This is a genomic window from Brevundimonas sp. FG8, from assembly GCF_057808845.1.
Map to the genome: position 1 here is coordinate 40270 of NZ_JBMDIU010000010.1, position 23655 is coordinate 63924.

The following is a 23655-nucleotide window of genomic DNA, read 5'->3' on the forward strand; positions in this document are numbered from 1 at the left end:
CTTAGTACCGCAAGGCCAGCGACAGACCGATGTTGCGGCCCGGCTGGGTGTAGGCGTCCTTGACCGCCGAGGAGGCGGCGACGCCCCGGACGTCGCTCCACCAGCTGTACTTCTCGTCCAGCAGGTTGAAGACGCCGATGCGGGCCGTGACCTGCTCGTTGACGTTCCAGTAAGCGGTCAGGTCGACCAGAGCGAAGTCGTCGCCGACGTAGCAGCCGGCGGCGTAGCAGCTCAGGCCATCGGTGTCGGCCACGTCCTTGGCGTCCGACCAGGTGGTGATCAGCTGGCCACCGAAGCGACCGGCCGGTTCATCGTAGCCCAGACCGAAGACGACCTTGATCGGGTCGATGGTCGACAGCTGGGTGGTCACACCGGCGCTGGTGGTTTCCCCCTCGGCATAGGCGAAGGCGAAGCGGACGCTGACGCCGTTGTCCCACCAGGCGTCGGCGCGGGCTTCGAAGCCCTTGATCTCGACGTCGGTGAAGTTGATCCACTGATAGACCATCGGATCAGCCGGGGTGCCGGCGCCCGAGACGACCTGCTGGCTGATGAAGTCCGAGTAGTCGGTCTGGAAGACCACGGCCTGACCGGCGAAGGTCCCGCCCAGCAGGGAGAGGTTGCGGAAGCGGGCGCCGAACTCGACGCTCTGGCTGGTTTCCGGCTTCAGGTCGGGGTTCGGAGCCGAGGTGTAACCGAAGGCCAGGTTGGCGAAGTAGTTGTTCACCTGGCTCGGGGTCGGAGCCTTGAAGCCTTCACCCCAGTTGGCGAACAGGCCGAACTGGTCGTTGCTCCACCAGACCACGCCCAGCTTGGGCGAGAAATGGTCGTCCGACTGGTCGGCGCGCGGCCCCGGGTAAAGCGGATCGTTGGCGGTGCTCAGCTCGAAGGTGTCCCAGCGAACGGCGGGGATGATCTTCAGGGCGCCGTCCAGAAGGCTGATCTCGTCCTGGATGAACAGGCCGCCCAGGGTGAAGTCGGTCTTGGGGAAGGCGCTGGTGGGGAAGGTCTCGCCGGCCGGGGGCACGGCGCCCGAGCGGACGCCCTGCTGGGTGGTTTCGGACCAGTCGCCGCCGACGGTGATGCGGTTGAAACCGAAGGTACGGGTCAGGTCGCCCGACAGGCCGAACACCTCGTTGTCGAAGGTGTTGTCCCGGGTGCGGTCCGTGCCGACGCGGTCTTCGGCGGTGAACTGACGGGTGGTCGAGTCCTGCTGGTAGACCGTGAACTGGCCGCTGTCGAAGCCAAGCACGTCCTTCAGGCGGTAGGCCAGCTGGAACTGTTCACGCTCGGTGGTGTCGTGGGCGGTGAGGCCGAGGACGGCGGTGGCGGCGGTCGGCGGGGCGGCGAGGGTGCGGGTGGTGCGGCCGCTCAGGACATCGGCGTCCATCTCCGATTGGAAGTTGTCATAGGACAGGCGCAGGCTCTGACCCGGCGCGAAGTCCCAGACCAGCTTGGCCAGCCAGGCGTCCGAGCTGAACTCCATCGGGTTGGCGACGGTGCGGTTCGAATAGACGATCGAGGGCGTGGCGCCGACCATGACGGTCTCTTCGCCGGTGATCTTACCCTGGGTCTCGGTCTCCTCGCCGTCGCGGCCGGTCCAGCCGACCATGCCGCTGAAGGCGCCGACGCGACCGGCGATGACGCCCGAGGTCGTGGTGCTTTCGTCCGCCGAGTTGAAGCCGACGCGAGCGCGGGCGCCGAAGGTCTGGCCGTCACGCAGCAGGTCGGCGGGGTCGCGGGTGGTGAAGGCCACCGCGCCGGCGACGCCGTCCGAGCCGTAGAGGGCCGAGGCAGGGCCGCGCAGGATTTCGACCGACTTCATCAGATCGAGGTCCGAGTAACCGCCGCGACCGACGCTCTGGGCCCCGAAGGTGAAGCCGTCGGGGACGCGGACGCCGTCGACGACGATCAGGACCCGATCACCGCCCATGCCGCGGATGGTGAAGCCCTCGTTGCCGCCACGGCCGGTCGTGCCGAGGGCGGCGCCGAAGCGCTGGGGCTGGCTGACGACGCTGACGCCCGGCTCGAAGCGGACCAGGTCCTTGATGTCGGTGGCCAGCTCGGCCTCGATCCGGGCGGCGGTGATGACGGTGACGGTGGCCGGGGCCTCGTCCGTGCGGGTCTCGGTGCGAGTGGCCAGAACGCTGACCGGGGGCAGCTGGGCGGCCTCCTGCGACCCGGTGGTCTGGGCCATGGCCGAGGGCGCGGCGGCGACGGTCAGGGCGGCGAGCCCGGCGGAGAGGAGGAGGGTACGCATGGAAAAGCCCCGCTTGATGAACAGGCGGGGCAATTACTGCGAACGATTTGCAGAATCAATCGCAGATGGCTGGCTGTCTGACGATTCTGCGAATTGATCGCAATTTTGTCGTCAGGCGCGCTTGCGGACGAAGACCGTGCCGGCGGAGTAGCCGGCGCCGAAGCTGCAGATCAGGCCGGTGTCGCCGGGGGCGAAGCCGTCGTTGTGCAGGTGGAAGGCGATGATCGAACCGGCGGACGAGGTGTTGGCGTACTCGTCCAGGATGATGACGTTCTCGCCCGGTTCGGGCTCGCGGCCGAGCACCTTGCGGCCGATAAACTGGTTCATGTTGATGTTGGCCTGATGGAGCCACATCCGCTTCAGCCCGGTGGGGTCGAGGCCCAGCTCGCCCGCATGATCGACGATCATGTCCGAGACCATCGGCACCACGTCCTTGAAGACTTTTCGTCCTTGCTGGACGAACAGCTTGTCCGGGGCGCCGATGCCTTCGGGGGCGGCGTTGTTCAGGAAGCCGAAATTGTTGCGGATGTTGTTCGAGAAGCTGGTCTTCAGACGCGTGCCGAGAATGTCCCAACCGCCGGGGGCGGCCTGATCGGACGACTCGATGATGACGGCGGTGGCGACGTCGCCGAAGATAAAGTGGCTGTCGCGGTCCTTGAAGTTCAGGTGGGCCGAGCAGACTTCCGGATTGACCATCAGCACGGCCTTCACCGAGCCGGAGGCGATGAAGTCCGCCGCTGTCTTGAGCCCGAAGGTGGCCGAGGAGCAGGCCACGTTCATGTCGAAGGCGAAGCCCTCGATGCCCAGCGCCTGCTGGATCTCGATGGCCATGGCCGGGTAAGCGCGCTGCATGTTGGAGGCGGCGCACAGGACGGCGCCGATCTCGCTGACCGGCTTGCCCCAGGCGGCGATGGCGTCCCGAGCGGCCTTCACGGCCATTTCAGCGAGGACCGACAGTTCCTCGTTCGAGCGCTCGGGGATGTTCGGGGCCATGCGCTCGGGGTCGAGGACGCCCGCCTTGTCCAGCACGAAGCGCGACTTGATGCCGGACGCCTTCTCGATGAACTCGACCGAGGAGTGGGTCAGGGGCGCGACGTCGCCCTCGGCGATCTCGGCGCTGTGGCGCTCGTTGAAGCGGTCGGCGTAGGCGTTGTAGGCGGCCACCAGTTCTTCGTTGGAGATCGACTGGTCCGGCGTGAACAGGCCGGTGGCGGCGATGACGGCGTGGGTCATAGGTTTCCTTAAGCGCCCCTAACGCTCGGCGCGCGGCGCCACGCTTCTTGAGGGGGCGCCTGCGCGTTCTGTTTCTGGACGGACTAGATAGGCCCGTCAGCGGCCCCGGTCGAGATGGCTGAGAACACGTTCGGCTTCTGAAAAATGCAGGCGTTCGACCATGCGGCCATCCACCCGGATCGCGCCCTTGCCCTTGGCGTCGGGGGCGGAGAAGGCGGCGACGATGGCGCGGGCGTGGGCGATTTCGGCCTCTGACGGGCCGAAGGCGGCGTTGGCCGGGGCGATCTGGGAGGGGTGGATCAGGCTCTTGCCGTCAAAGCCATAGAGGCGGCCTTGCGCGCACTCGGCGGCGAAGCCTTCGGCGTCGGTGAAGGCGTTGTAGACGCCGTCGAGGGCCAGCAGGCCGTGGGCGCGGGCGGCGGCGACGGTGGCGGCCAGCCATGGCTTGAGCGGCTCACGGTCCGGCGCCGGGCCGGTGCGCAGGCCGACGGCCAGGTCGTTTACCCCCAGCATCAGGGCCTCCAGCCGCGGGGTTGCAGCGATGGCGCTCAGGTTCAGCAGGGCGCGGGGCGTTTCGATCATGGCCCAGAGGACGGCGTCGGAGGGCAGGGCGGCGGTCAGGGCGCGAGCGGCGTCGGCGTCATCGACCTTGGGCGCGACGACCAATGTGACGCCCGCGTCGGACAGGGCCGTGAGGTCATCGGCGCCCCACGGGGTGTCGGGCCCGTTGATGCGGACGCCGAGGCGCGGGCCGAAGCCGCCGTCGCGGAGCGCCTGAACGGCGGCGGCGCGGGCGTCGGCCTTCATCTCCGGCGCGACGGCGTCCTCGAGGTCGAGGATGGCGACGTCGCAGTCCAGCGTGCGGGCCTTCTGGACGGCGCGCGGGTTGCCGGCGGGGAGGAAGAGGGCGGATCTCATACGCCCGGGGCTCAAACCTTCCCGGTGACGGGCAGAAGCGCCCCCGTCACCGCCCGGGCTTCGGGGGAGGCGAGGAACAGGATGACGCGGGCGAGGTCGGCGGGGGCGACCCACTTCGACGGGTCGGCGTCGGGCATGTCGGCGCGGTTCTGGGCGGTGTCGAGGATCGAGGGGAGGACGGCGTTGACCGTGACGGCGGTGGACTTCAGTTCCTCGGCCAGGCTTTCGGTCAGGCGGTGAACGCCCGCCTTCGACGCGGCGTAGGCGCCCATGCCCGCGGCGGACCTGATGGCGGCGTTGGCGCCCACGTTGACGATCCGGCCCTCCGGCGAGGCCTTGAGCCAGGGCAGGGCGGCGCGGCTGGCGTTCAGGGCGGTCGAGAGGTTCAGGGCGAACATCTTCTCCCACGCGGGCTGTTCGTCGTCGGTGGTCTGCCAGACGAAGCCGCCGGCGATGTTCAGCAGGGCGTCGAGGCGGCCGAAGTGGTCGGCGGCGGCGTTGACGGCCTGCGCCGCCTCGGCGGGGTCGGTCAGGTCGACGCCCCCCAGCTCCAGCACGCCGTCGGGGACCGCATGGCCCCGGGCGTGGTCGATGATCGCCACCTTCAGCCCATCGGCCAGCGCGGCATGAACGACGGCGGAGCCGAGGGCGCCGTGGCCTCCGGTCACAAGGATCACGCGGTCAGACATTGAGACTCTCCGGCGGAAAAACGAGTGCGAACAGTGCGAATAGTGCGGGCGATAGACGGTTTTAAAAAACAGTCTATGCCGTCTATCCCGTCTATCGGGTTTTGAAAAAACGCAACGAAAACAACAAAACTGACCGGAGGGAGCGCCGCGGGACCGTCTATCGCCGCATGGACGGGATAGACGGGGCAGACGGTTCAGGCGGTCCCGGCGAACACCTTGGCCATCAGCTGTTCCAGAGCATAACGGTCCGTTGCGTCAAAAGCGGACGTAACGGTCGCGTCGACATCGAAAACAGCGATCAGGGCGCCCGAGGCGTCGAGGACCGGGACCACGATCTCGCTGGCCGAACGGGCGTCGCAGGCGATGTGGCCGGGGAAGGCGTGGACATCATCGACGATCTGGGTGGTCCGGGTGGCGGCGGCGGTTCCGCATACGCCGCGACCGAAGGCGATTCGCAGGCAGCCCAGCGTGCCCTGATAGGGACCGACCACCAGTTCGTCGGTCTTCGTCTCGTCCACCACATAGAAGCCGGTCCAGAAGAAGGCCGGGAAGGCGTCGGCCAGCATGGAGGAGACGGTCGCCATGCGCGCGACGCGGTTCGGCTCTCCGTCCAGCACGGCGAGGATTTCCGCCTCGACCTCCGCATAGCGGGCGGCCTTGTCGGCGGGGCGGTCGTCGCGGGCGACGTAGGACATCAGGGCAAACTCCGGCGGGGCGTCGCAGGCATATAGGCGCAGGCCGGAGCGGATGCGAGGCCGGTGTTCTCGCCTTTGAGGGGCATTCGCAAGGCGCTGATTTCGGTGGAAAACTCCTCCTACGGCACAAAATGGCCGTGATGCGGCAACGCTTTGTCGCAAAACAGCGTTAACCTTGACAGGATGTTAACTGGCCCGGACTGTCGCAGTCCCGCAATGGTTAACGAACTTGGTTAACGGGCCTGATTCCGGCTCGTCGGGGGGCGGAGACGCCCGGTGGGTGTGCGAGGGGTTTATGGCGGACGGGGAAGGCGAACACGGACGACGCTCGCGTTCCCGCGGCTCGCGCGCGCCGGTGGCGATCGCGGCCACGGTGGGCGTGCTTGCGCTGGCGGCGCTGGGCATGGCGTCGTGCGGCCGGGACGGCGTGCGGTTCTGGCAGGGCGGCGGCGACGCCGCGTCCAACAGCTGTCCGCGCCCGGCCTCGATGAGCGGCAGCGAGTTCAACGCCCAGGAGACCGGTCTGCGGGTGCTGCGTCGCGCGGCGTTCCAGAATGACTTCTTCGCCCAGCTGGAACTGGGCGCGCGCTATTCGGCGGTGCGCGCGACCGACAAGAACATTGAAGATCCGATCGAGGCGGCGACCTGGCTGGCGATGGCGCTGGCCAATGACGAGGGATACGCCCCGATCAACCGCACCCGACGCGACGGCTGGGGCGGCTGGCGCCCGCTGTCGCGCTATGACGACTGCCGCGCGTTCGAGCGGCACGAGGCCTACGGCAAGCTGGACCGGTTGCTGGGCAATATGACGGTGGACGAGCGGTCGGCGGTGCGTGACCGGGTCATCTATGTGCTGTCGACACAGGACGCCGAGGGCTTCCGCACCCTGGCCCGTCTGCATGACGGCCTGTACGGCCCGTTCGGCGAGCCGGAGGACAACCGCGAGGCCCGCGAGGCGTGGGGACGCGGCGAGGGCGGTCGGGGACCGGGGCGAGACCGCAACCGTCGCGGTTATCCGGCGGCGCTGAGCCTGTTCCAGCGCAATGACGTGGACGCCTATCTGTACAACTATCTGGCGGTGCAGACCGGGGACGTGGGCGCCTATGTGCTGATGCGCGACTTCGAGCGGTCGTCGCCGCACCGGGCGCAGTACCAGCGCTTCGTCGAGGTGAAGGCGCGGCAATGGACGCCGCCGTTCGAATTCTATCCGAACAGCGCGCCGCAGTCGGGGGTGCCCTTCTCGGACGAAAGCCGTCCGCGCGGCGACGCCAATGAATATGCGCTGGGCCGCATGGCCAGCGAGCTACCCTTCATTCATGTGGGCCGCGCCCTGCGGTATCTGGGCGTGGTCGAGACCGCGCCGCAGCGGCCCGAGGACCTGTCCAAGCGGCAGATCGAGACGCTGGAGGCCATGCTGGGCCACGCGATGGAAGGGCGGCTGTCCTATCTGGAGCGGGTGCGGGCGATCCAGCTGGCGGCGGTGAACGGATCGTCCGAGGCGCAACTGGTGCTGGCGGTCATGTACGCCGAGGGGATCGGGGTTCCGGCCGATTACGCCCGCGCCTTCAAGTGGTTCGAGGAAGCCGCGCGGCAGGGCAGCCCGGAGGCCAAGTTCGCCATGTCCAGCTATTTCGCGCTCGGCGTCTCGGGCGTGGCGGATCAGGACAAGGCCCAGGCCGTCGCATTCCGCATCGATTCCGCCCTGGCGGGCTTCGGCCCGTCGGCGGGACGCCTGCAGGCCGTGCTGGCCCAGGTCTCCCGTTCGCAGCGCCGTTAAGGAGGGCCTGAACCCATGACGACCCGCAACCCCTTCGGTCTCATCGGCGGCGTGGCGGCGATCGTCGCCGGCGCGGCCCTGATGACGGTCAGTGCGCCGGACACGGCCCACGCCCAGACGGCGGCGCGGGTGGAAAGCCAGACGCGGCCCAATTTCGGCGTCCTGCTGGACCCGCCGACCCGGGCGTCGGGCCCGCGCCGGGACCGCAATCGCTATGACTATCGTCGCCACCGCCCGGACTGGGATTCGGGCTGGCGGCCCGGCCTGCCGCCGCTGCGGCCGGGCGGGGAGGAGATCGTGCTGGTCGACTGCGGCGGCAATCCCGGCTCGGGCGCGGTGGAAGACGCGGTGCGCCGGGTGCGGCCGGGCGGGACGCTGGTGATCCGCTCACGCGCCGGCGCCTGCGTCGGCTGGCTGAACATCGACAAGCCGCTGACCATCATCGGCGAGGGCGGTTTTGACCCGCGCGACTGGGCCGGCGCCCAGCCCGCGCTGCAGGCGCCGGACGGCCTGCCGTGCATGACGGTGGCGGCGGGGGTGCGGGTCGAGATCCGCGACATGCTGTTCGCCTCGCCGCGCGCGGGCGACGCGGCCTGTATCGTGGGCTACGGCGCCGAGATCGTCATGAACCGGGTCGGCTTCCGCCACGCGGGCGACGAGACGGCCATCTATGCCGACGGCGGCCTGCTGGACATTCGCAATGCGGTGATCGAGGCCCGCACCATCGCCCCGGCGGTGGTCGCCGACGGCGCGACCCTGAACCTGTGGGAGGCCGTGATCTCGGGCTCGCAGTCGGGGGTGGAGATCACCCCGACGGCCGGTCCGCCGTCGGTCCTGAACGCCACGACCATTCTGGGGACCAACGCGCCCAACGCCTTCGGCCCGCGCAGCATCGGCGTGATCGTGCGCGCCGGGCGGGACTATGGCCGGGTCGAGATCAGCAACACCGCCATCTGCGGCTTCGTCGAGGGCGTGGTGGTCGAGGGGGCCTCGGTCGCCATCAGCGGAAGCCGGGTCTGCCGCTCGGACAAGGGCGTGGTGCTGTACAGCGGCGAGCTGCGTCTGAGCGACAGCCGCATCCGCGCCTCGGCGGTCGGGGTGGCCGCCGCCGCGGGCAATGCGGTGGTGACCAACAACGTCTTCGCGGGCGTCCGCGACGTCATCTATCGCGAGCCGCGCGCCAATGTGCAGGCCAGCGGCAATCGCGTCTGGTCGCAATATGTCTGCCGCCCGCAGTTCCGCGACCGCTATCGCGGCCGGTACGAGCCCTACTGGCGTCCGGGCGAGGGCTGGGAATGCGCCCACGGCTCGTACCCGCGCAGCTGGTGGAGCCAGGAGGACGGCATGTTGGGCGTCGACTACTACGACGACGGCTATTCGCTGGACGGCTACGACGACTACCAGAACGGCGACGGCTGGTACGACCGGGATGGCCGCTATGTGCAGGACGAGCGTTATCGCGGGGAGGATCGGTGGAGCCGGGGCGGGGGCGGCGGCTTCTGGAGGCGGTGAGGGTGAAGACGAGTTGCGGTCCGGCGATTGAACGGCGGTTGGCTCTGGTCTGTCGCTCCATACGGCCGGACGGAGGCTTTCCGAGCCTCGACGCCCTGCTTGAGGCGGGCTGATCATGGGGGGATGGCCCCGAGTAGGCCCGGAGGGACTCGAACCCCCAACCAGACCGTTATGAGCGGTCGGCTCTAACCATTGAGCTACGGGCCCCCGGAGCGAGGAGGGTTTCGCCTAGCAGGCGGGGGAGGCGGTTGCCAAGCGCTCGTCGCACGCGCCCGGTTGGCGTCATCCGGTCCGGAGGGGCGATGACAGCGTCCGCGCCGCGCCTTCGCCGCCGATCTGTCGGCGATGTCACGCAGATGAACGGTTTCTGCCAATGGTCCCTGACCGGCCGTTCAGGCGGGAACGGCCATGGTTGGAACACGGACGCCGATGAAGGTGTTCGCAACAACACCTCGTCTCTCATGGAGCCTCTCCGATGAACCGCCCCGCCGCTGTCGCCGCCGCGATGCCCGCCGTCTCCAACCGCGCCCTGATGATGGGCGGCGCCCTGATGGCCGCGGCCGCCCTGCTGGCCGGCGCCCCCGCCGCCCACGCCCAGTCGCAGCCGAACGGCGGCGCGCCGCTGACCATCCAGGCGGTGACGGAACGCCCGAGCCTGAACCTGTCGGCCTATGGCGAGGTCAAGGCGACCCCGGACATGGCGACCATCACCTTCGCCGTGGTGACCGAAGCCCCGACCGCCGCCGAATCGATGGCCCAGAACGCCACGCGGATGAATCAGGTCATCGCAGCCCTGCGCCGTGCCGGGATTAATGAGCGGGACGTCCAGACCTCGGGCCTGAACCTGTCGGCGCAGTATGACTACGTCGAGAACAACCCGCCGCGTCTGCGGGGCTATCAGGCCAGCAATCAGGTGACGGTCATCATCAACGACCTGGCCAGGGTCGGCTCGACGGCGGACGCCGTGGTGGCCGCCGGGGTCAACCAGATCAACGGCATCAGCTTCGGCCTGAAGGACCCCTCGGCGGCTGAAAATCAGGCGCGCCAGATCGCGGTGCGCAACCTGCAGGCCAAGGCGGCCCTGTATTCGCAGGCTCTGGGCACGCCGCTGGGCGGCATCCGCTCGCTGACCGAGGGCGGCGGCTACGCCCCGCAACCGCCGCGCCCGATGTACGCCATGGCGCGGATGGAAGGCGCCGCCGACATGACCCCGATCTCGGCCGGTGAGCTGACGGTGCGGATCGATATCACGGGTGTGTACGATCTGGCGCGGTAAGCGCTGGGAAGTGGCGAGTGGCGAGTGGCGAGTTTTCTGTCGGCCGCTCCCACTCGCCACTACTCAAAGTGAAGCCCCGCCGGATTGCCGAGCGGGGCTTTTCTTTTGTGGATCACCCGGCCGTCAGATCAACTCGCCACTCGCCACTCGCCACTCGCCACTCGCCACTCGCCACTCGCCTAGTCCCCCGATTTCACCAGCATCAGGCCGATGGCCACGTTCAGCAGGTTGGCGACCATGGTGATGGCCAGGGTGGTGACCGAGTCGAGCCTGACCAGAAACAGCGGCAGGCTCCAGGGCGCGCCGGTGATCATGGCGGGGACGAAGGTGATCCGCTCGGGCGGCAGGCCCAGCAGGGCCAGTCCCGGCGTGAACGCCATCATCAGCGCCAGCGTCGCCGCCAGCAGATAGCCGCCGTACAGCACCCAGCGCAGGCGGGAGATGGTCTGGATCATCGGGTTCCTCCGATGCCGAAGGAAGGCCGTGGCGGGCGCGAGGTCAAGGGCTCGTCAGAGGGCGATCAGGTGAACCGGGTGAAGCTGACGCGCGTCAAACAACCGGTCGAATGGAGAAAGCCGAACGACAGCGTTCCCCAGGCTTCCTTATGGTTCTGGTAGTCAATATCCAATGTATTCAGGCCGCGCCGCAACGCATACAGCGGCTCTACATCGCCCCTGCGCAGGCAGACGCCGTCTACCTCAATGACAAGTATGGAATGGATGCCCGCCGTGTTTTCCGGACCTGGGCTGCGGAAGTCGAGGGATTTGACAATCGACTCGTCGACCCCGTCCGAACTCGTAGTCGTTGCGAAGGCGGTTTACCTCAACCGCTCGCAGGCGCACGCCGAACACACGCTCAACATCCGCGCGGTTTCCCGGAGATCTCGCCAGATCATCAATTCGCTGGAGCAGGGCGGGGCGTGACCCTTCGGCTGTCTGTGCCGAAGCAGGCACGTGAGACAAGCACAGAATCAGCGCTGCGAAACCCGCCGTGAGATGTTTCATGTGTCTGTAGCCCCCACCGATACAGGTAAGGCCTCGGGGCAGGCGCGAGGTCAAGCGGGCTACTCGACCTCGAACTCCACCATGAGGCTGGACTCCACCTTGATCGGGGCGGGCGTGACGGTCAGGGCGACAGTGGGAGACTCGAAGTTCTGGGCGCCGCTTATCGCCATCGCCACCGGCGTCGGATTGTAGGCCGCCTCCCTCTCGACGGACGGGCGGTTGACGCTGACGACCCGGACGATGCGCTGGCCCGAGGCGTCGGCGAGAACGTCGGCCTGACGGCGGGCATCGGCGAAGGCGGCGCGGGCGGCGTCGCGGCGCAGGCCGCTGTCATCCGACAGGCTGTAGCCGGTCAACCGGGCGTCCCGCGCGCCGCGCTCGGCGGCGAGGGAAACGGCATCGCCCGCGCGCTCGGCCGGAGCGCCTTCAAGGGACAGGGTCTGGGTGACGACGTAGCCGATGGGGTCGCAGCCGTCCTGACGGCCATAGCCCCGGTTCTGGCACTCTTCCGAGTAGACCGGCTGGACGACGGGATTGCCGGTGGAGAACTCGCTCCAGGTCAGGCCGCGCAGTCGGGTGACGCCGTCGGTGACGCGGGTCTGGGCGTCGGCCATGGCGCGGAGGGCGGAGACCTGATCCGCGCCGCGCCCGTTGATCGAGGCGCTGATGGAGAAGCGGTCGGGCGCGCCCTCGACATGGGCCGTGCCGGTGACGTTGATGGTCGCCGGTTGGCGCGGCCAGTCCTGCGCCCCGGCGGGGGCGGCGACGAGCACCAGGCCGCCGCAGGCGGCGGCGAGAGCGGGCAGGCGTGACATGGTGATCTCCTCCTCAGGTGAGGAGGAAACGACCAGTCAAATACGGCGAAGCTTTGGCTCCGCCCCCCGCGATCAGGCGTGTTTGATGTTGTTGTCGTCGTCCAGCAGGACGACGTTCGGCGACCACTGGCGGGCTTCTTCGGACGGCAGCTGGCCGTAGGTCACGACGATGACCTTGTCGTTCTTCTGCACCAGACGGGCGGCGGCGCCGTTGACGCCGATGACCTTCGAGCCGCGCGGGGCCTCGATGGCGTAGGTGGTGAAGCGGGCGCCGTTGGTGATGTTCAGCACATCCACCTGCTCGTGCGGGAAGATGCCCGCCGCATCCAGCAGGTCCATGTCGATGGCGATGGAGCCCTCGTAGTCGAGGTCGGCCTGGGTCACCGTGGCGCGGTGAAGTTTGGCCTTCATAAGCGTGACCAGCATGGGGAGCGCGGTCCGAATACAACGCGGGGCGATAGGCCCCCGCTCGCAGGCGGCTGATATAGGGATTTCAGCGCGGCGCATCAATCACGCTTTCGGCAGCGCACCATGAATGTGCTGCGGCGCATTCGCCCGTGACGAGACGTTCATTTGACCGCAAGCCCTGCCGTTCTATGGTCAAAATGTGGCCATGACCCGGCCCGCGCCTGAGACGACGTGTCGACCCCATGAAGCAATTTTTCCTGACCATGGGCGGCGTGTTCGCCGCGCTGCTGCTGTTCTTCGTCGTCCTGCCGCTTGTCTTCCTGAGCATCGTCGTGGCCTCGGTGAGCGCCAAGGAGCCTGTGCCGGGCAATACGGTGCTGGAGCTGGACCTGCGCGAGGGACTGAGCGACCAGACGCCGACGAATCCATTCGCGGTGTTCGGGGGCGGCGGGCTGTCGACCGTGCAGATCGTCGACACGCTGGCGCAGGCCCAGAAGGACGACAAGGTGAAGGCCCTGCTGATCCGTCTGCCGGAAGGCGGGACGACGCCGGCGGCGGCGGATGAAATCCGTCAGGCGATCCGTCGCTTCCGCGGTTCGGGCAAGATTGTGATCGCGCACAGCCAGGGCTTCCAGCCGGTCGGGACGACGGTGTCGAGCTATATGGTCGGGGCGTCGGCGTCCGAGCTGTGGATGCAGAACACCGCCGGGTTCCAGCTGACGGGCTTCTCGGCCGAGGCGATGTTCCTGGGCCGGGCGTTCGACAAATACGGCGTCGAGGCCCAGTTCGAGCAGCGCTACGAGTACAAGAACGCGGTCAACGAATATACGCAGAGCGACTTCACCGACGCCCACCGCGAGGCGATGACGGCGTGGATGACCTCCATCTATGACACCGCGCTGGCCCATGCCGCGCAGGACCGTCGCCAGACCCCGCAACAGCTGAAGGCCGCCATCGAGGCCGGGCCGTGGTCGGCGCAGGAAGCCCTGCAGCGCAGGCTGATCGACAAGATCGGTCAGGTCGAGGAGGCCGAGGCCGAGATCAAGCGCCGCGCGGGCAAGGGCGCGGAGATCATGGACTTCCACACCTATGCCGGGAGCGTGGGCGAACGCGGCGGATCGGGTCGTGACGCCATCGCCATCGTCGGCGGCGAGGGGGCGATCCTGACCGGCCGCGACAACGGCGGCAGCCCGTTCGGCGGCGGCGCCTCCATCGCTTCGGACGTCACGGCCAAGGCGATTTATGACGCCATCGAGGACAAGGACGTGAAGGCCATCGTCTTCCGCGTCTCGTCGCCGGGCGGATCGCCGGAAGCTTCGGAACAGATCCTGGCCGCCGTGCGCGCGGCCAAGGCGGCGGGCAAGCCGGTGGTGGTGTCCATGGGCGACTATGCGGCCTCGGGCGGATACTGGATCAGCTCGGAAGCCAACTGGATCGTGGCCCAGCCCTCGACCCTGACCGGCTCGATCGGGGTGTACGGCGGCAAGTTCGTGCTGTCCGACGCCCTGGGCCGGTTCGGCGTGGACATGCGCCATCTGAGCATCGGCGGCGACTATGCCGACTCGATGTCTCCGTCGCAGGCGTTCACCCCCAGTCAGCGCGCCGCCTTCGCGGCCCAGATCGACCGGACCTATGAAGAGTTCATCGCCCGCGTTTCGGCCGGGCGCCGTCTGCCGCCCGCGCGGGTGCGCGAGATCGCGCGCGGGCGGGTGTGGACCGGCGCGCAGGCGCTGAACATCGGGCTGGTGGATCAACTGGGCGGTCTGGAAGAGGCCATCGCCAAGGCCAAGTCGCTGGCCAACATCTCCGCGGATACCGATGTGCGCTTCAAGCGCTATCCGGAAGCCGGTTCGCCGTGGGAGGCCCTGTCGAAGGCTTTCGGCGTGTCGAGCGAGGCGGCGAGGGTGCTGGTGGGCATCGGCGGGGTCATGAACGACCCCGAGGCCGAAGCGGCGGTTCGTCGCATCGAAGTGGAGCGTCAACGGGCCTCGGGCGCGTCGGTGCTGGCGGATCAGCCTTACTGAGCGGGGGCGGGCGTGGCCGGACACTCGCCTGTGAAGCGTGGGCGCATTGACCGCGCGGGCCTGTGGACCGACATTGGGAGTCCGGCGTTGTTCGCAGCGCCCCAACTGGTGACCCAATGACCCCTTCCGACCCCCTGCTCTTCGGCGCCGCCGCCCGTCGTCCGTCCAACGGACTGCTGGGACCGGTGGTGTGGCTGTTCGGCCTGATCGCCACCATGGTCGCGATGGCGATCGGGGCGGTGCTGGCCGTCGTGACCGCTGCCGCCGTGGCCGTGATCGCGGTGATCGCCGCGGTGCTGGTCTTCTTCGCCGGTCTGGCCTTCCGCGCCCGCCGCACCATGACCCGTCGCGACCGCCGCGCCGGTGACGAGGTGATCGAGGCCCGCAAGGAAGGCGACGCCTGGGTCGCCTATGGCTGGGAGCGTACGGGCCGCTAAAGGCCGGCGTTCGCCATGCTCATCGTCAAGGACGCCTCGTCCCCCAATTTCGACGCCCGCCGCGGTCCTCCGGACATGCTGGTGCTGCACTATACCGGCATGCAGACCGCAGAGGCCGCCGTGGCGCGTCTGTGTGATCCCGAAGCCAAGGTCTCGGCCCACTATGTGGTCGACGAGGACGGTTCGATCCTGCGGCTGGTGGCCGAGGCGCGCCGGGCCTGGCACGCGGGGCGCGGCGTCTGGCTGGGCGAGACCGACTGCAACGCGGCCTCCATCGGCATCGAGATCGTCAATCCGGGCCATGAGTTCGGCTATCGCGACTTCCCCGAGGCGCAGATCGCGTCGGTCATCAGTCTGATCACCGACATCCGCACGCGCTGGACCATTCCCGACGCTCGCATCATCGGCCACTCCGACCTGGCTCCGGAGCGCAAGCAGGACCCGGGCGAGCGGTTCCCGTGGAAGCGGCTGGCCTCGGTCGGGCACGGCCTGTGGTTCGAACCGGCGCAGGAGCGGATCGCGGCGCTGGGCGCCCCGCTGGGTCCGGGGGACGAGGGGCTGGGCGTCATCGTCCTGCGCGCCGGTCTGCACCGGCTGGGCTACGGGCTGCAGCCGGGCGGCGAGTACGACGACGCGACGAAGCTGACCGTCGAGGCCTTCCAGCGCCACTGGCGTCCGGGACAGGTGGACGGGATCGCCGACGGCGAGACGCGGGCGACCCTGATGGGCGTGCTGCAACTGGCGACGGCCGAGAGCACGACCGGGGTGCTGAACTAGGGTTCGGTGCGGTTCTGATAGGGGCTGAAGACACGCATGACCGTAACTTCCTGGGCCTGTTCGTCCAGCTTTTAGAGGATGGTGTGTCCCTCGATGACGTGCTGCCTTAGCCCCAGGGTTGAGCTCTGTGGCCATCGATCCGGCCTGAACTGAAGTTCGATCAGCGCGCGGCTGATGCGGGTCATCTTCAAACGAGCCTTTAACCCGCTACCGGGCTGGAGAAGCCATCTTCGGATGGCATTCAGGTCCCGCCTGGACTGCGCGGTGAAATAGACCGCGTAATCCGTCATCTAGCCGATGTCCGGGTCTTCGAGGTCTTCGCCGGCGGCCCAGCGGTCGAGCCAGTCCAGCGCTTCCTGGCCACCGATGACACGCCCGGCGGCGATGTCTTCTTCCGCCTCGGCGATCCGGACGCGTTCCCATGCCAGACGTGCTTCGCGTTCGACCGGGGTCTCGGTCGCGGGGTCGACGGGGTATGTCGGCGCGGGGTGGGTCATGGCTGAAGACTAGCACAAGCCGGTGTCACGGGCATCAATCTGTTGACCCCCGGGAACGGGAGGGGCATCAGTCCGCCCGTCAGACGGCCGGGCGGTCGCGGCGGGGCTTGCTCCGTCGAGGAAAGTCCGGGCTCCACGGTGAAAAGGCGGCGGGTAACGCCCGCCCGGGGTGACCCGAGGGATAGCGCCACAGAAAGCAAACCTCCTCCCTTGCGAGGGGGGGAAGGGTGAAAGGGTGGGGTAAGAGCCCACCGCGGGACTGGCAACAGGACCGGCATGGCAAGCCCCGCCTGGAGCAAGACCGAATAGGGATGTCGCGTGAGCCTCGGCTCACAGGGCTCACCGCCCGAGAGCATCCGGGTAGGTCGCGAGAACCGGTCAGCAATGGCCGGTCCAGAGGAATGATCGTCACCCGCTTGCGGGAACAGAACCCGGCTTACAGGCCGTCTGACCTTATCTTCTTTGTGGGGCTAACGCTCACGACGCGGTCGCTCGCTGCTTGAGCCCCACTATTCTGGCCCTGGCGCTCGCCGCGCGGCGGCTCGCTGCTTGAGGGCGGGCCGCGAGGCGGCCGGGCGCTCGAATTTTCTTCTTTCACTGGGATTGGAGCGTTGCGCGCGCGGCGGCCTGTCTCCGCGCCCGATTAACCACTTGGATCGAAAGGGGTGTCAGGGTTGGTCCACCGGTCGTCCACATGTGTATAGTTCACTGTATGTTCCGGTTTTTGCTGGATTTTGGGTCAGCTTGACGGTTAATGATCGTCAACTAATCCCATTGAGACCCATTCAGTCCCATGCTATCCCATAGCTTCAGTAGGGGTTGTTTGCGCCGGCTGGCGTTTCATCGGGATTTCAGGGGAGCGGGCCTTTCGGGGGCTCGATTGGGCAGGGCGTGTTTCTCTCGACCTATGAGAAACAACTGGACGGCAAGCGCCGCCTGCTGATCCCGCAGGAGTTCCGCACCGCTGACAACGGCGCCGAGCACGGCGTCTTCTGCTTCTTCTCCATCGAGTCCGATTGCCTCGAGGCCGGCGGCGACAAGCTGATGGCCGAGTATGTCGCGATGATCGAGGAGCTGCCCTTCGGCGACGATCTGCGCACCGCGCTGGAAGAGACCTTCTTCGCCGGTCAGCGTCCGCTGTCCTACGACGGCGGCGGCCGGATCACCCTGCCGGAAAGCCTGTGCCAGGAGGCCGGGCTGGGCGAGGACGTGGTCATCGTAGGCTTGGGTTCGCGCTTCCAGATCTGGGATCGAGCACGCTGGAACGCCCGTCGCGACGAGCGTCGGGCGCTGGCGCGGCAGGCTGTGCGCGAGCGTGGCGAGGCCGGGCGTCTGGCCCTGCGCGCGCGCCGTCCGCAAGGGGAGGGCGCATGACCGCTCCGCACGCCCCTGTCCTGATCGCCGAGGTGCTGGAGGCTCTGGCTCCGCGGAAGGGCGACGTCATCATCGACGCCACCTTCGGCGCCGGCGGCTATACGCGCGCCATCCTGAAGACTGGCGCGACGGTGATCGCGCTGGATCGCGACCCGACGGTGCAGGTCCACGCCGATGCGGTGGCCAACGACTATCCCGACACCTTCCGCCTGATCCGCACGCCCTTCTCCGGGCTGGCCGACGCTTTCGCGCAGACGGGCGAGGCGAGGCTGGACGGAGTGGTGTTCGATATCGGCGTGTCGTCGATGCAGCTGGATCAGGCCGAGCGCGGTTTCTCCTTCATGCGCGACGGGCCGCTGGACATGCGGATGAGCGATGAGGGCGTGACCGCCGCTGACATCGTCAACACCTGGGATCACGGCCCGCTGGCCCATATCTTCAAGCTGTACGGCGATGAGCGTCAGTCGGGCCGTGTGGCGACCGCCATCCTGCGCCGCCGGGTCGAGCAGCCGTTCAACCGCACGCTGGATCTGGCCGAGGTGGTCGAGAAGGCGCTGGGCGGCCGTCGCGGCGCGGCGATCCATCCGGCGACGCGGGTGTTCCAGGCCCTGCGCATCGCGGTGAACGACGAGCTGGGTGAGCTGCGCGCCGGGCTGGAGGCGGCCGAGGCGACGCTGGCGCCGGGCGGGCGTCTGGCGGTGGTGACCTTCCACTCGCTGGAGGACCGGATCGTGAAGGCCTTCCTGACCGAGCGCACGGGCAACGCCCCGGGCGGGTCGCGCCATGCGCCGGTCGCCGTCGAGACACGCAAGCCCAGCTTCACCCTGAGCTTCAAGGGTGCGGTCGAGGCGGGCGAGGCTGAACTGACCGCCAATCCGCGCGCCCGGTCCGCCAAGCTGCGCGCCGCTGTCCGCACGGACGCCGCGCCGTGGGGGAGGATCGCCGCATGAACGCCGCCGTCGCCCGTCGCGCGCTGGAGCGCCTGTTCGCCTGGAAAATTCGCGGCATCCGCTGGGTCGAGATCATCGGCGTGCTGATGGTCGGCGCCATGATCTTCTCGGTCTATCTGGCCAAGGCCGCCGCCGCGCGCGAGAGCGCCCGGATCGCGGAGCTGGAGCGCAGGATCAGCGAGGATGGCCGCCGGGTCCGGTTGCTGCGCGCGCAGGTCGCGCATCTGGAGCAGCCCGCGCGGCTGGAGGCCCTGTCGCGCGACGTCGGTCTGGGGCCCGTGGATATGAAGCGTCAGGCCTCCGAAGAGCGTCTGGACCAGTTGCAGCCGCTGCCCTCGCCCGCGCCGGCGGTGGCCGCGCCGTCGGCGCCCGAGGCCGCCCCCGTCGAGCCGGAAACCGCTGAGCCGACGGGCGAGGGGGCACGATGAGCGTCCACGATCCCCGCGCCTGGGAACGCCCGACCCCCCGCGCCGCCGCCTATGGCGCGCGCAGCCTGCTGCCGTCGTGGCGCTGGCTGGCCGAGGCCATCTGGTGGGTCGAACATGCGTTCGGCAGGGCGCGCGCCGATGCGCGTCCGGATGAAGACACGCGCGTCCGCATCTTCCTGATCATGACGGCCTTCTCGGTCGTGTTCTGCTGTCTGGCGCTGGGCGCGGCGCGGGCGGCGCTACTGACTCCGCAGGGCGTGGTCGGCGCCTCGGCCAACCCGAACGCGGTGGCGCGCGCGGACATCGTGGACCGCAATGGCGCCCTGATGGCAATGAACGCCAACCACTACAATCTGTACGTTTCGCCGTCGCAGGTCTGGGATATCAATCTGGCCGAGCGCAGCATCCGGCGCGCCCTGCCGCGCGTCCCGGCGGACAAGCTGCGCGAGGTTCTGCGTGGACGCAGCCGCGCGCTGGTCCTGCAAGGTCTGACCCCCAAGGAGAAGGCCGCGATCCACGCCCTGGCGCTGGGCGGTGTCGAGTTCGAGGCTGTCGACAAGCGCATCTATCCGCTGGCCCCGTCGGCGCGTCACCTGCTGGGCCGGTCCGATACGGCGGGCAAGGGGATCAGCGGCGCAGAGCTGGCCTTCAACGACGAAATCCGCGCGGCCGGCGCGCGGGGCGAAAGCTTCCCGCTGTCAATCGATCTGCGTGTCCAGGGCGTGCTGGAGAACGAGCTGTTCGCCGCCGCCGCCGCCGTACAGGCCAAGGGCGCCGTGGGCGTGATCGCCGATGCGACGACGGGCGAGGTTCTGGGCATGGCCAGCTGGCCGACCTCGGACAGCAAGAACCTGGCGGCGACCGGCAACTACGAGATGGGGTCGGTGTTCAAGACCTTCACCATCGCGGCCAGTCTGGACACCGGCCGGACGGACATGAACTCCACGTTCGACGCCTCGCAGCCGTACATGGTCGGAAATCGCCGCATCAAGGACTTCCACGCGACGAACCAGATTCTGTCGCTGGAGGGCGTCTATCTGCACTCGTCCAACATCGGCACCTCGCGCATGGCGGTGGAGCTGGGGCCGCAGGTGATGCGCGACTACTTCAACCGGCTGGGCCTGCTGGATCGCGCGCCCATCGAACTGCATGAATCGGTTCCGCCGCGTCGTCCGGTGAACTGGGAAGACTCGACCCGCGCGTCGATGTCGTTCGGCTACGGCATCATGATCTCGCCGCTGCAGATGACGGCGGCGACGGTGGCGCTGGTCAACGGCGGCGTCTATCGCCCGCTGACCCTGCGTCGCGGCGGAACGGGCGTCGAGGGGCGTCGGGTGGTCAGCCCGGAGACCTCGGCCAATATCCGCGCCCTGATGCGCGCCAACGTCCTGCGCGGCTCGGGCCGGTCGGCGGATGCGCAGGGCTTGCGCGTCGGCGGCAAGACCGGATCGGCGAACAAGGTGGTCAACCGCCGCTATGACCCGCGTCACGGCGTCGGTTCGTTCGCCTCGGTCTTCCCCGCTGACGGTCCGGACAGCACGCGCCGGTATGTCGTCTTCGTCCTGATTGACGAGCCGGCGGTCGGTTCGCAGCTGGGCGGCGCGGTCGCCGCGCCGGTGGCCGGACGCGTGATCGACCGTATCTCGGGCTTCCTGGGCGTGAACCGGGTCGCGGACCCCGTCATTCCGCCCGTGGCGGTGACGCAATGAGCGCGGTTCGCCTGTCTGACCTGCTGCGTCGGGACGTGTCCTCCGATCCGATGATCACCGGCGTGACCGCCGACAGCCGCAAGGTCGCGCCGGGGTCGCTGTTCGTCGCCCTGCCGGGCACGGCCGCCGACGGGCGCGCCTTCATTCCGCAAGCCCTGTCGCAGGGCGCCGCCGCCGTTCTGGCGCCCGCCGATACCGATGCCGGTCTGGCCCCCGTGCTGGTGACGTCGGGCGATGTGCGCCGGGCCTATGCCATCGCGGCGCGCAGTTTCTACGGCGCGCAGCCGAAGACCTGCGTGGCGGTGACGGGCACCAACGGCAAGACCTCGGTCGCCGCCTTCTGCCGTCAGATCTGGGCGGCGCTGGGCCTGACCTCCGCGAGCATGGGCACGCTGGGGGTTTTGAAACAGACAGGTAACGTTAATCACGCGTTGACGGGCCCCGGCCTGACCAGCCCGGACGCCGCCGACGCCGCGCGGATGCTGGCCCAGCTGGCGCAGGAGGGGGTGACCCATCTGGCGCTGGAGGCGTCGTCGCACGGCATCGACCAGCGTCGTCTGGACGGGGTGACGCTGAAGGCCGCGGCCTTCACCAACCTGACGCAGGATCACCTCGACTATCACGGCGACATGGAAGGCTATCGCGCCGCCAAGCTGCGCCTGTTCGAGACCCTGCTGCCGCGCGGGCGGACGGCGGTGCTGAACGCCGATAGCGACGCCTATTCGGCCTTCGCCGCCGCCAGCATCACCTCGGGCCTCGGCGTGATGGGCGTGGGCGAGCGCGGGCGTGATCTGGCGCTGATCGCCCGCCGCGCGGTGCCGGAAGGCCAGCGCCTGACCATCGACGTGCAAGGTGATCTGCATGAGGTGCTGCTGCCGCTGGCCGGGGCCTTCCAGGCGTCGAACGCGCTGGTGGCCGCGGGCCTGTGCATCGCCTCGGGCGAGGACGCCGGGCGTGTGCTGGCCGCCATGGAGAAGATCGAGGGCGCGCAGGGGCGTCTGGAGCGCATTCCGGGTTCCGCCGGACAGGGTGAGGTCTATGTCGACTACGCCCACACCCCCGACGGTCTGGAGACGGTGCTGAAGGCGCTGCGTCCGCATGCGACCGGCCGTCTGATCGTGGTCTTCGGTGCGGGCGGCGACCGGGACCGGGCCAAGCGTCCGCTGATGGGCGAGATCGCGGGCCGTCTGGCCGACATCGCCATCGTCACCGATGACAATCCCCGCTCCGAGGATCCCGCTTCGATCCGCAAGGCGGTGCGCGAGGGCTGTCCCGACGCGCACGAGATCGGCGACCGCCGCCGCGCCATCCAGCACGCCGTCGGCCTGATGCGTGAAGGAGATGTGGTGGTAATCGCCGGAAAAGGGCATGAACAGGGGCAAATCGTCGGCGGGGTGGTGCATCCCTTCGACGACGCCACCGAAGCCGCGGAAGCCCTGCGTATCCATGCCTGAGTCCCACGCCCTCTGGACGTCCGCCGAAATCGAGGCCGCGACCGGAGGAAGCCTGTCCGGCGCCCCGTTCGAGGCGACCGGCATCACCTACAACAGCCGTGAGATCGTGCCCGGCGACCTGTTCATCGCGCTTAAGGGCGCGCGGGACGGGCATGACTTCGCCGACATGGCCTTCGCCAACGGGGCGACGGGCGCGATCACCGAGCGGCCGGTCAACGGCCCGGCGATCGTCACCGCCGACACCCTGAAGGCGCTGGAGGGGCTGGGCGTCTTTTCCCGGGAGCGGGCGACGCATGTGAAGCGCGGGGCGGTCACCGGCTCGGTCGGCAAGACCAGCGTGACACAGGCGATCAAGGCGGGCCTCGATCTGGCCGGTCCGGCCCATGCCTCGATCAAGAGCTACAACAACCACATCGGCGTGCCGCTGACCCTCGCGCGGATGCCGCGCACGGTCGAGCGGGCGGTGTTCGAGATCGGCATGAACGCGCCCGGCGAGATCGCGCCGCTGTCCAAATTCGTCCAGCCGCACGCCGCCTGCGTGACCACGGTGGGGCCGGTGCATATCGAGGCCTTCTCCGACGGCGAAGCCGGTGTCGCGGCCGAGAAGGCGTCGATCTTTGACGGACTGATCCCCGGCGGGGTGGCGGTGGCCAACGGCGACGTAGCCTTCGCCGCCGTGCTGTGCGACCGGGCCAGGGCCGTCGGCGCGCGTCTGGCGACGTTCGGCAGCGATGCGGGACATGACGCCCGCCTGCTGGACTTCCAGCCCTTCGACGGCGGCGCGAGAGTCAGGGCCGAGCTGTACGGCAAGACGCTGGATTACCAGCTGGCGCAGTCGGGGTTCCACTGGGGTCTGAACAGTCTGTGCGTGCTGCTGATGCTGGATGCGCTGGACGTGTCGCTGGAGACCGGGCTGGAGGCGCTGGCGCATTTCCGTCCGCTGGCCGGGCGGGGCGAAACCACGGCGGTGCAGGCGCCCGGCGGGGCCTTCACCCTGATCGACGAAAGCTACAACGCCAATCCGCTGTCGATGGCGGCGGGCTTCCGCAGTCTGGGCGCCAGGCCGGTGACGGCCGGCGCTCGGCGGATCGTGGTGCTGACCGACATGCTGGAGCTGGGCGAGCAGTCGCGCGGCCTGCACGAGGGGTTGGCCGCCCCCATCGACGCCGCCGGGCTGGATCTGGTCCATGCCGCCGGGCCGGAGATGAAGCAGCTGTATGATGTCCTGCCCGCCGCCCGTCGCGGCGTCTGGCGTGAGACCGCCGCCGAGCTGGCCGCCGAGGCCGCCGCGCTGGTCGGGCCGGGGGATGTCGTGATGGTCAAGGGTTCGAACGGATCGAAGGCTTCGCTGGTCGCGAAGGCTCTGGCGGCGCTGGGCGCCCCCTCAAGCAGCGACACACCGCGCGGGGAGCGATAGGGGA

The 23655-nt window shown here is 68.7% G+C and carries 21 protein-coding genes, 1 tRNA gene and 1 other RNA gene; 13 read left to right on the forward strand and 10 right to left on the reverse strand.

The window, feature by feature from the left end; translation table 11 throughout:
- Position 1: 1 nt before the first annotated feature.
- The 5 genes from ACODRV_RS14480 to ACODRV_RS14500 form a co-directional block, all read right to left on the reverse strand.
- Positions 2–2257, reverse strand: coding sequence for a TonB-dependent hemoglobin/transferrin/lactoferrin family receptor (locus tag ACODRV_RS14480; RefSeq protein WP_488908783.1), 2256 nt, complete (start codon positions 2255–2257; stop codon positions 2–4).
- 111 nt (positions 2258–2368) lie between these two features.
- The gene (locus ACODRV_RS14485; protein WP_488908784.1) at positions 2369–3490 is read right to left on the reverse strand and encodes a beta-ketoacyl-ACP synthase III; all 1122 of its coding nucleotides are present in this window, start codon (positions 3488–3490) and stop codon (positions 2369–2371) included.
- A gap of 96 nt (positions 3491–3586) precedes the next feature.
- Positions 3587–4408, reverse strand: coding sequence for an HpcH/HpaI aldolase/citrate lyase family protein (locus tag ACODRV_RS14490; protein ID WP_488908785.1), 822 nt, complete (start codon positions 4406–4408; stop codon positions 3587–3589).
- Positions 4409–4419: 11 nt separating this feature from the next.
- Positions 4420–5097, reverse strand: coding sequence for an SDR family NAD(P)-dependent oxidoreductase (locus ACODRV_RS14495; RefSeq protein WP_488908786.1), 678 nt, complete (start codon positions 5095–5097; stop codon positions 4420–4422).
- Positions 5098–5291: 194 nt separating this feature from the next.
- Positions 5292–5792: a GAF domain-containing protein gene (locus tag ACODRV_RS14500; protein WP_488908787.1), complete on the reverse strand. Its 501-nt coding sequence runs from the start codon at positions 5790–5792 to the stop codon at positions 5292–5294.
- A 295-nt stretch (positions 5793–6087) separates the two neighbouring features.
- Here ACODRV_RS14500 and ACODRV_RS14505 point away from each other — a divergent pair, with 295 nt between their 5' ends.
- Positions 6088–7569, forward strand: coding sequence for a tetratricopeptide repeat protein (locus ACODRV_RS14505; protein WP_141627459.1), 1482 nt, complete (start codon positions 6088–6090; stop codon positions 7567–7569).
- Positions 7570–7584: 15 nt separating this feature from the next.
- Positions 7585–9081, forward strand: a complete 1497-nt coding sequence (locus ACODRV_RS14510) for a hypothetical protein (RefSeq protein ID WP_488908788.1) — start codon at positions 7585–7587, stop codon at positions 9079–9081.
- 134 nt (positions 9082–9215) lie between these two features.
- Here ACODRV_RS14510 and ACODRV_RS14515 read toward each other — a convergent pair.
- A tRNA-Ile gene (locus tag ACODRV_RS14515) sits at positions 9216–9288 on the reverse strand.
- A 268-nt stretch (positions 9289–9556) separates the two neighbouring features.
- On the opposite strand from ACODRV_RS14515, the gene ACODRV_RS14520 reads away from it, so the two are divergent.
- Positions 9557–10357, forward strand: coding sequence for an SIMPL domain-containing protein (locus ACODRV_RS14520; RefSeq protein ID WP_488908789.1), 801 nt, complete (start codon positions 9557–9559; stop codon positions 10355–10357).
- Between the two features lie 179 nt (positions 10358–10536).
- On the opposite strand, the gene ACODRV_RS14525 is transcribed toward ACODRV_RS14520, so the two are convergent.
- The 3 genes from ACODRV_RS14525 to panD all read right to left on the reverse strand — a co-directional run bounded on the left by ACODRV_RS14525 (position 10537) and on the right by panD (position 12602).
- A complete protein-coding gene (locus ACODRV_RS14525; RefSeq protein ID WP_488908790.1) occupies positions 10537–10812 on the reverse strand; it encodes a hypothetical protein in 276 nt (91 codons plus the stop codon).
- Between the two features lie 608 nt (positions 10813–11420).
- Positions 11421–12176, reverse strand: a complete 756-nt coding sequence (locus ACODRV_RS14530; RefSeq protein ID WP_488908791.1) for an SIMPL domain-containing protein — start codon at positions 12174–12176, stop codon at positions 11421–11423.
- Between the two features lie 72 nt (positions 12177–12248).
- Positions 12249–12602, reverse strand: coding sequence for an aspartate 1-decarboxylase (gene panD, locus ACODRV_RS14535; RefSeq protein ID WP_141627456.1), 354 nt, complete (start codon positions 12600–12602; stop codon positions 12249–12251).
- Between the two features lie 224 nt (positions 12603–12826).
- On the opposite strand from panD, the gene sppA reads away from it, so the two are divergent.
- From sppA to ACODRV_RS14550, 3 genes are all read left to right on the forward strand, one after another.
- A complete protein-coding gene (gene sppA / locus ACODRV_RS14540; RefSeq protein WP_488908792.1) occupies positions 12827–14608 on the forward strand; it encodes a signal peptide peptidase SppA in 1782 nt (593 codons plus the stop codon).
- Between the two features lie 116 nt (positions 14609–14724).
- Positions 14725–15045 (forward strand): hypothetical protein, encoded by a 321-nt coding sequence (locus ACODRV_RS14545; RefSeq protein ID WP_141627454.1) that lies wholly within the window; start codon positions 14725–14727, stop codon positions 15043–15045.
- 15 nt (positions 15046–15060) lie between these two features.
- On the forward strand, positions 15061–15822 hold the full coding sequence (locus ACODRV_RS14550) for an N-acetylmuramoyl-L-alanine amidase (RefSeq protein WP_141627453.1): 762 nt from the start codon (positions 15061–15063) through the stop codon (positions 15820–15822).
- A 290-nt stretch (positions 15823–16112) separates the two neighbouring features.
- On the opposite strand, the gene ACODRV_RS14555 is transcribed toward ACODRV_RS14550, so the two are convergent.
- A complete protein-coding gene (locus ACODRV_RS14555) occupies positions 16113–16319 on the reverse strand; it encodes a hypothetical protein (protein ID WP_488908793.1) in 207 nt (68 codons plus the stop codon).
- A gap of 79 nt (positions 16320–16398) precedes the next feature.
- On the opposite strand from ACODRV_RS14555, the gene rnpB reads away from it, so the two are divergent.
- From rnpB to ACODRV_RS14590, 7 genes are all read left to right on the forward strand, one after another.
- Positions 16399–16774, forward strand: an RNA gene (gene rnpB / locus ACODRV_RS14560) — RNase P RNA component class A.
- Positions 16775–17210: 436 nt separating this feature from the next.
- Positions 17211–17693 carry a division/cell wall cluster transcriptional repressor MraZ gene (locus ACODRV_RS14565; RefSeq protein ID WP_141627450.1) on the forward strand — a complete coding sequence of 161 codons (483 nt, stop codon included), beginning with the start codon at positions 17211–17213 and terminating at the stop codon, positions 17691–17693.
- On the forward strand, positions 17690–18643 hold the full coding sequence (gene rsmH, locus ACODRV_RS14570; protein ID WP_488908794.1) for a 16S rRNA (cytosine(1402)-N(4))-methyltransferase RsmH: 954 nt from the start codon (positions 17690–17692) through the stop codon (positions 18641–18643). Before ACODRV_RS14565 ends, rsmH begins: the two co-directional genes overlap by 4 nt.
- Positions 18640–19071: a cell division protein FtsL gene (gene ftsL / locus ACODRV_RS14575; RefSeq protein ID WP_488908795.1), complete on the forward strand. Its 432-nt coding sequence runs from the start codon at positions 18640–18642 to the stop codon at positions 19069–19071. The genes rsmH and ftsL overlap by 4 nt, the downstream gene beginning before the upstream one ends.
- The gene (locus ACODRV_RS14580) at positions 19068–20780 is read left to right on the forward strand and encodes a peptidoglycan D,D-transpeptidase FtsI family protein (RefSeq protein ID WP_488908796.1); all 1713 of its coding nucleotides are present in this window, start codon (positions 19068–19070) and stop codon (positions 20778–20780) included. The genes ftsL and ACODRV_RS14580 overlap by 4 nt, the downstream gene beginning before the upstream one ends.
- A complete protein-coding gene (locus ACODRV_RS14585) occupies positions 20777–22234 on the forward strand; it encodes a UDP-N-acetylmuramoyl-L-alanyl-D-glutamate--2,6-diaminopimelate ligase (protein ID WP_488908797.1) in 1458 nt (485 codons plus the stop codon). Before ACODRV_RS14580 ends, ACODRV_RS14585 begins: the two co-directional genes overlap by 4 nt.
- Positions 22227–23651, forward strand: a complete 1425-nt coding sequence (locus ACODRV_RS14590) for a UDP-N-acetylmuramoyl-tripeptide--D-alanyl-D-alanine ligase (RefSeq protein ID WP_488908798.1) — start codon at positions 22227–22229, stop codon at positions 23649–23651. Before ACODRV_RS14585 ends, ACODRV_RS14590 begins: the two co-directional genes overlap by 8 nt.
- Positions 23652–23655 lie beyond the last annotated feature (4 nt).

Bases quoted from the DNA above. Each gene is read 5' to 3' on its own strand.
- ACODRV_RS14480 (WP_488908783.1), bottom strand. From the start codon at position 2,257: ATGCGTACCCTCCTCCTCTCCGCCGGGCTCGCCGCCCTGACCGTCGCC.
- ACODRV_RS14485 (WP_488908784.1), bottom strand. From the start codon at position 3,490: ATGACCCACGCCGTCATCGCCGCCACCGGCCTGTTCACGCCGGACCAG.
- ACODRV_RS14490 (WP_488908785.1), bottom strand. From the start codon at position 4,408: ATGAGATCCGCCCTCTTCCTCCCCGCCGGCAACCCGCGCGCCGTCCAG.
- ACODRV_RS14495 (WP_488908786.1), bottom strand. From the start codon at position 5,097: ATGTCTGACCGCGTGATCCTTGTGACCGGAGGCCACGGCGCCCTCGGC.
- ACODRV_RS14500 (WP_488908787.1), bottom strand. From the start codon at position 5,792: ATGTCCTACGTCGCCCGCGACGACCGCCCCGCCGACAAGGCCGCCCGC.
- ACODRV_RS14505 (WP_141627459.1), top strand. From the start codon at position 6,088: ATGGCGGACGGGGAAGGCGAACACGGACGACGCTCGCGTTCCCGCGGC.
- ACODRV_RS14510 (WP_488908788.1), top strand. From the start codon at position 7,585: ATGACGACCCGCAACCCCTTCGGTCTCATCGGCGGCGTGGCGGCGATC.
- ACODRV_RS14520 (WP_488908789.1), top strand. From the start codon at position 9,557: ATGAACCGCCCCGCCGCTGTCGCCGCCGCGATGCCCGCCGTCTCCAAC.
- ACODRV_RS14525 (WP_488908790.1), bottom strand. From the start codon at position 10,812: ATGATCCAGACCATCTCCCGCCTGCGCTGGGTGCTGTACGGCGGCTAT.
- ACODRV_RS14530 (WP_488908791.1), bottom strand. From the start codon at position 12,176: ATGTCACGCCTGCCCGCTCTCGCCGCCGCCTGCGGCGGCCTGGTGCTC.
- panD (WP_141627456.1), bottom strand. From the start codon at position 12,602: ATGCTGGTCACGCTTATGAAGGCCAAACTTCACCGCGCCACGGTGACC.
- sppA (WP_488908792.1), top strand. From the start codon at position 12,827: ATGAAGCAATTTTTCCTGACCATGGGCGGCGTGTTCGCCGCGCTGCTG.
- ACODRV_RS14545 (WP_141627454.1), top strand. From the start codon at position 14,725: ATGACCCCTTCCGACCCCCTGCTCTTCGGCGCCGCCGCCCGTCGTCCG.
- ACODRV_RS14550 (WP_141627453.1), top strand. From the start codon at position 15,061: ATGCTCATCGTCAAGGACGCCTCGTCCCCCAATTTCGACGCCCGCCGC.
- ACODRV_RS14555 (WP_488908793.1), bottom strand. From the start codon at position 16,319: ATGACCCACCCCGCGCCGACATACCCCGTCGACCCCGCGACCGAGACC.
- rsmH (WP_488908794.1), top strand. From the start codon at position 17,690: ATGACCGCTCCGCACGCCCCTGTCCTGATCGCCGAGGTGCTGGAGGCT.
- ftsL (WP_488908795.1), top strand. From the start codon at position 18,640: ATGAACGCCGCCGTCGCCCGTCGCGCGCTGGAGCGCCTGTTCGCCTGG.
- ACODRV_RS14580 (WP_488908796.1), top strand. From the start codon at position 19,068: ATGAGCGTCCACGATCCCCGCGCCTGGGAACGCCCGACCCCCCGCGCC.
- ACODRV_RS14585 (WP_488908797.1), top strand. From the start codon at position 20,777: ATGAGCGCGGTTCGCCTGTCTGACCTGCTGCGTCGGGACGTGTCCTCC.
- ACODRV_RS14590 (WP_488908798.1), top strand. From the start codon at position 22,227: ATGCCTGAGTCCCACGCCCTCTGGACGTCCGCCGAAATCGAGGCCGCG.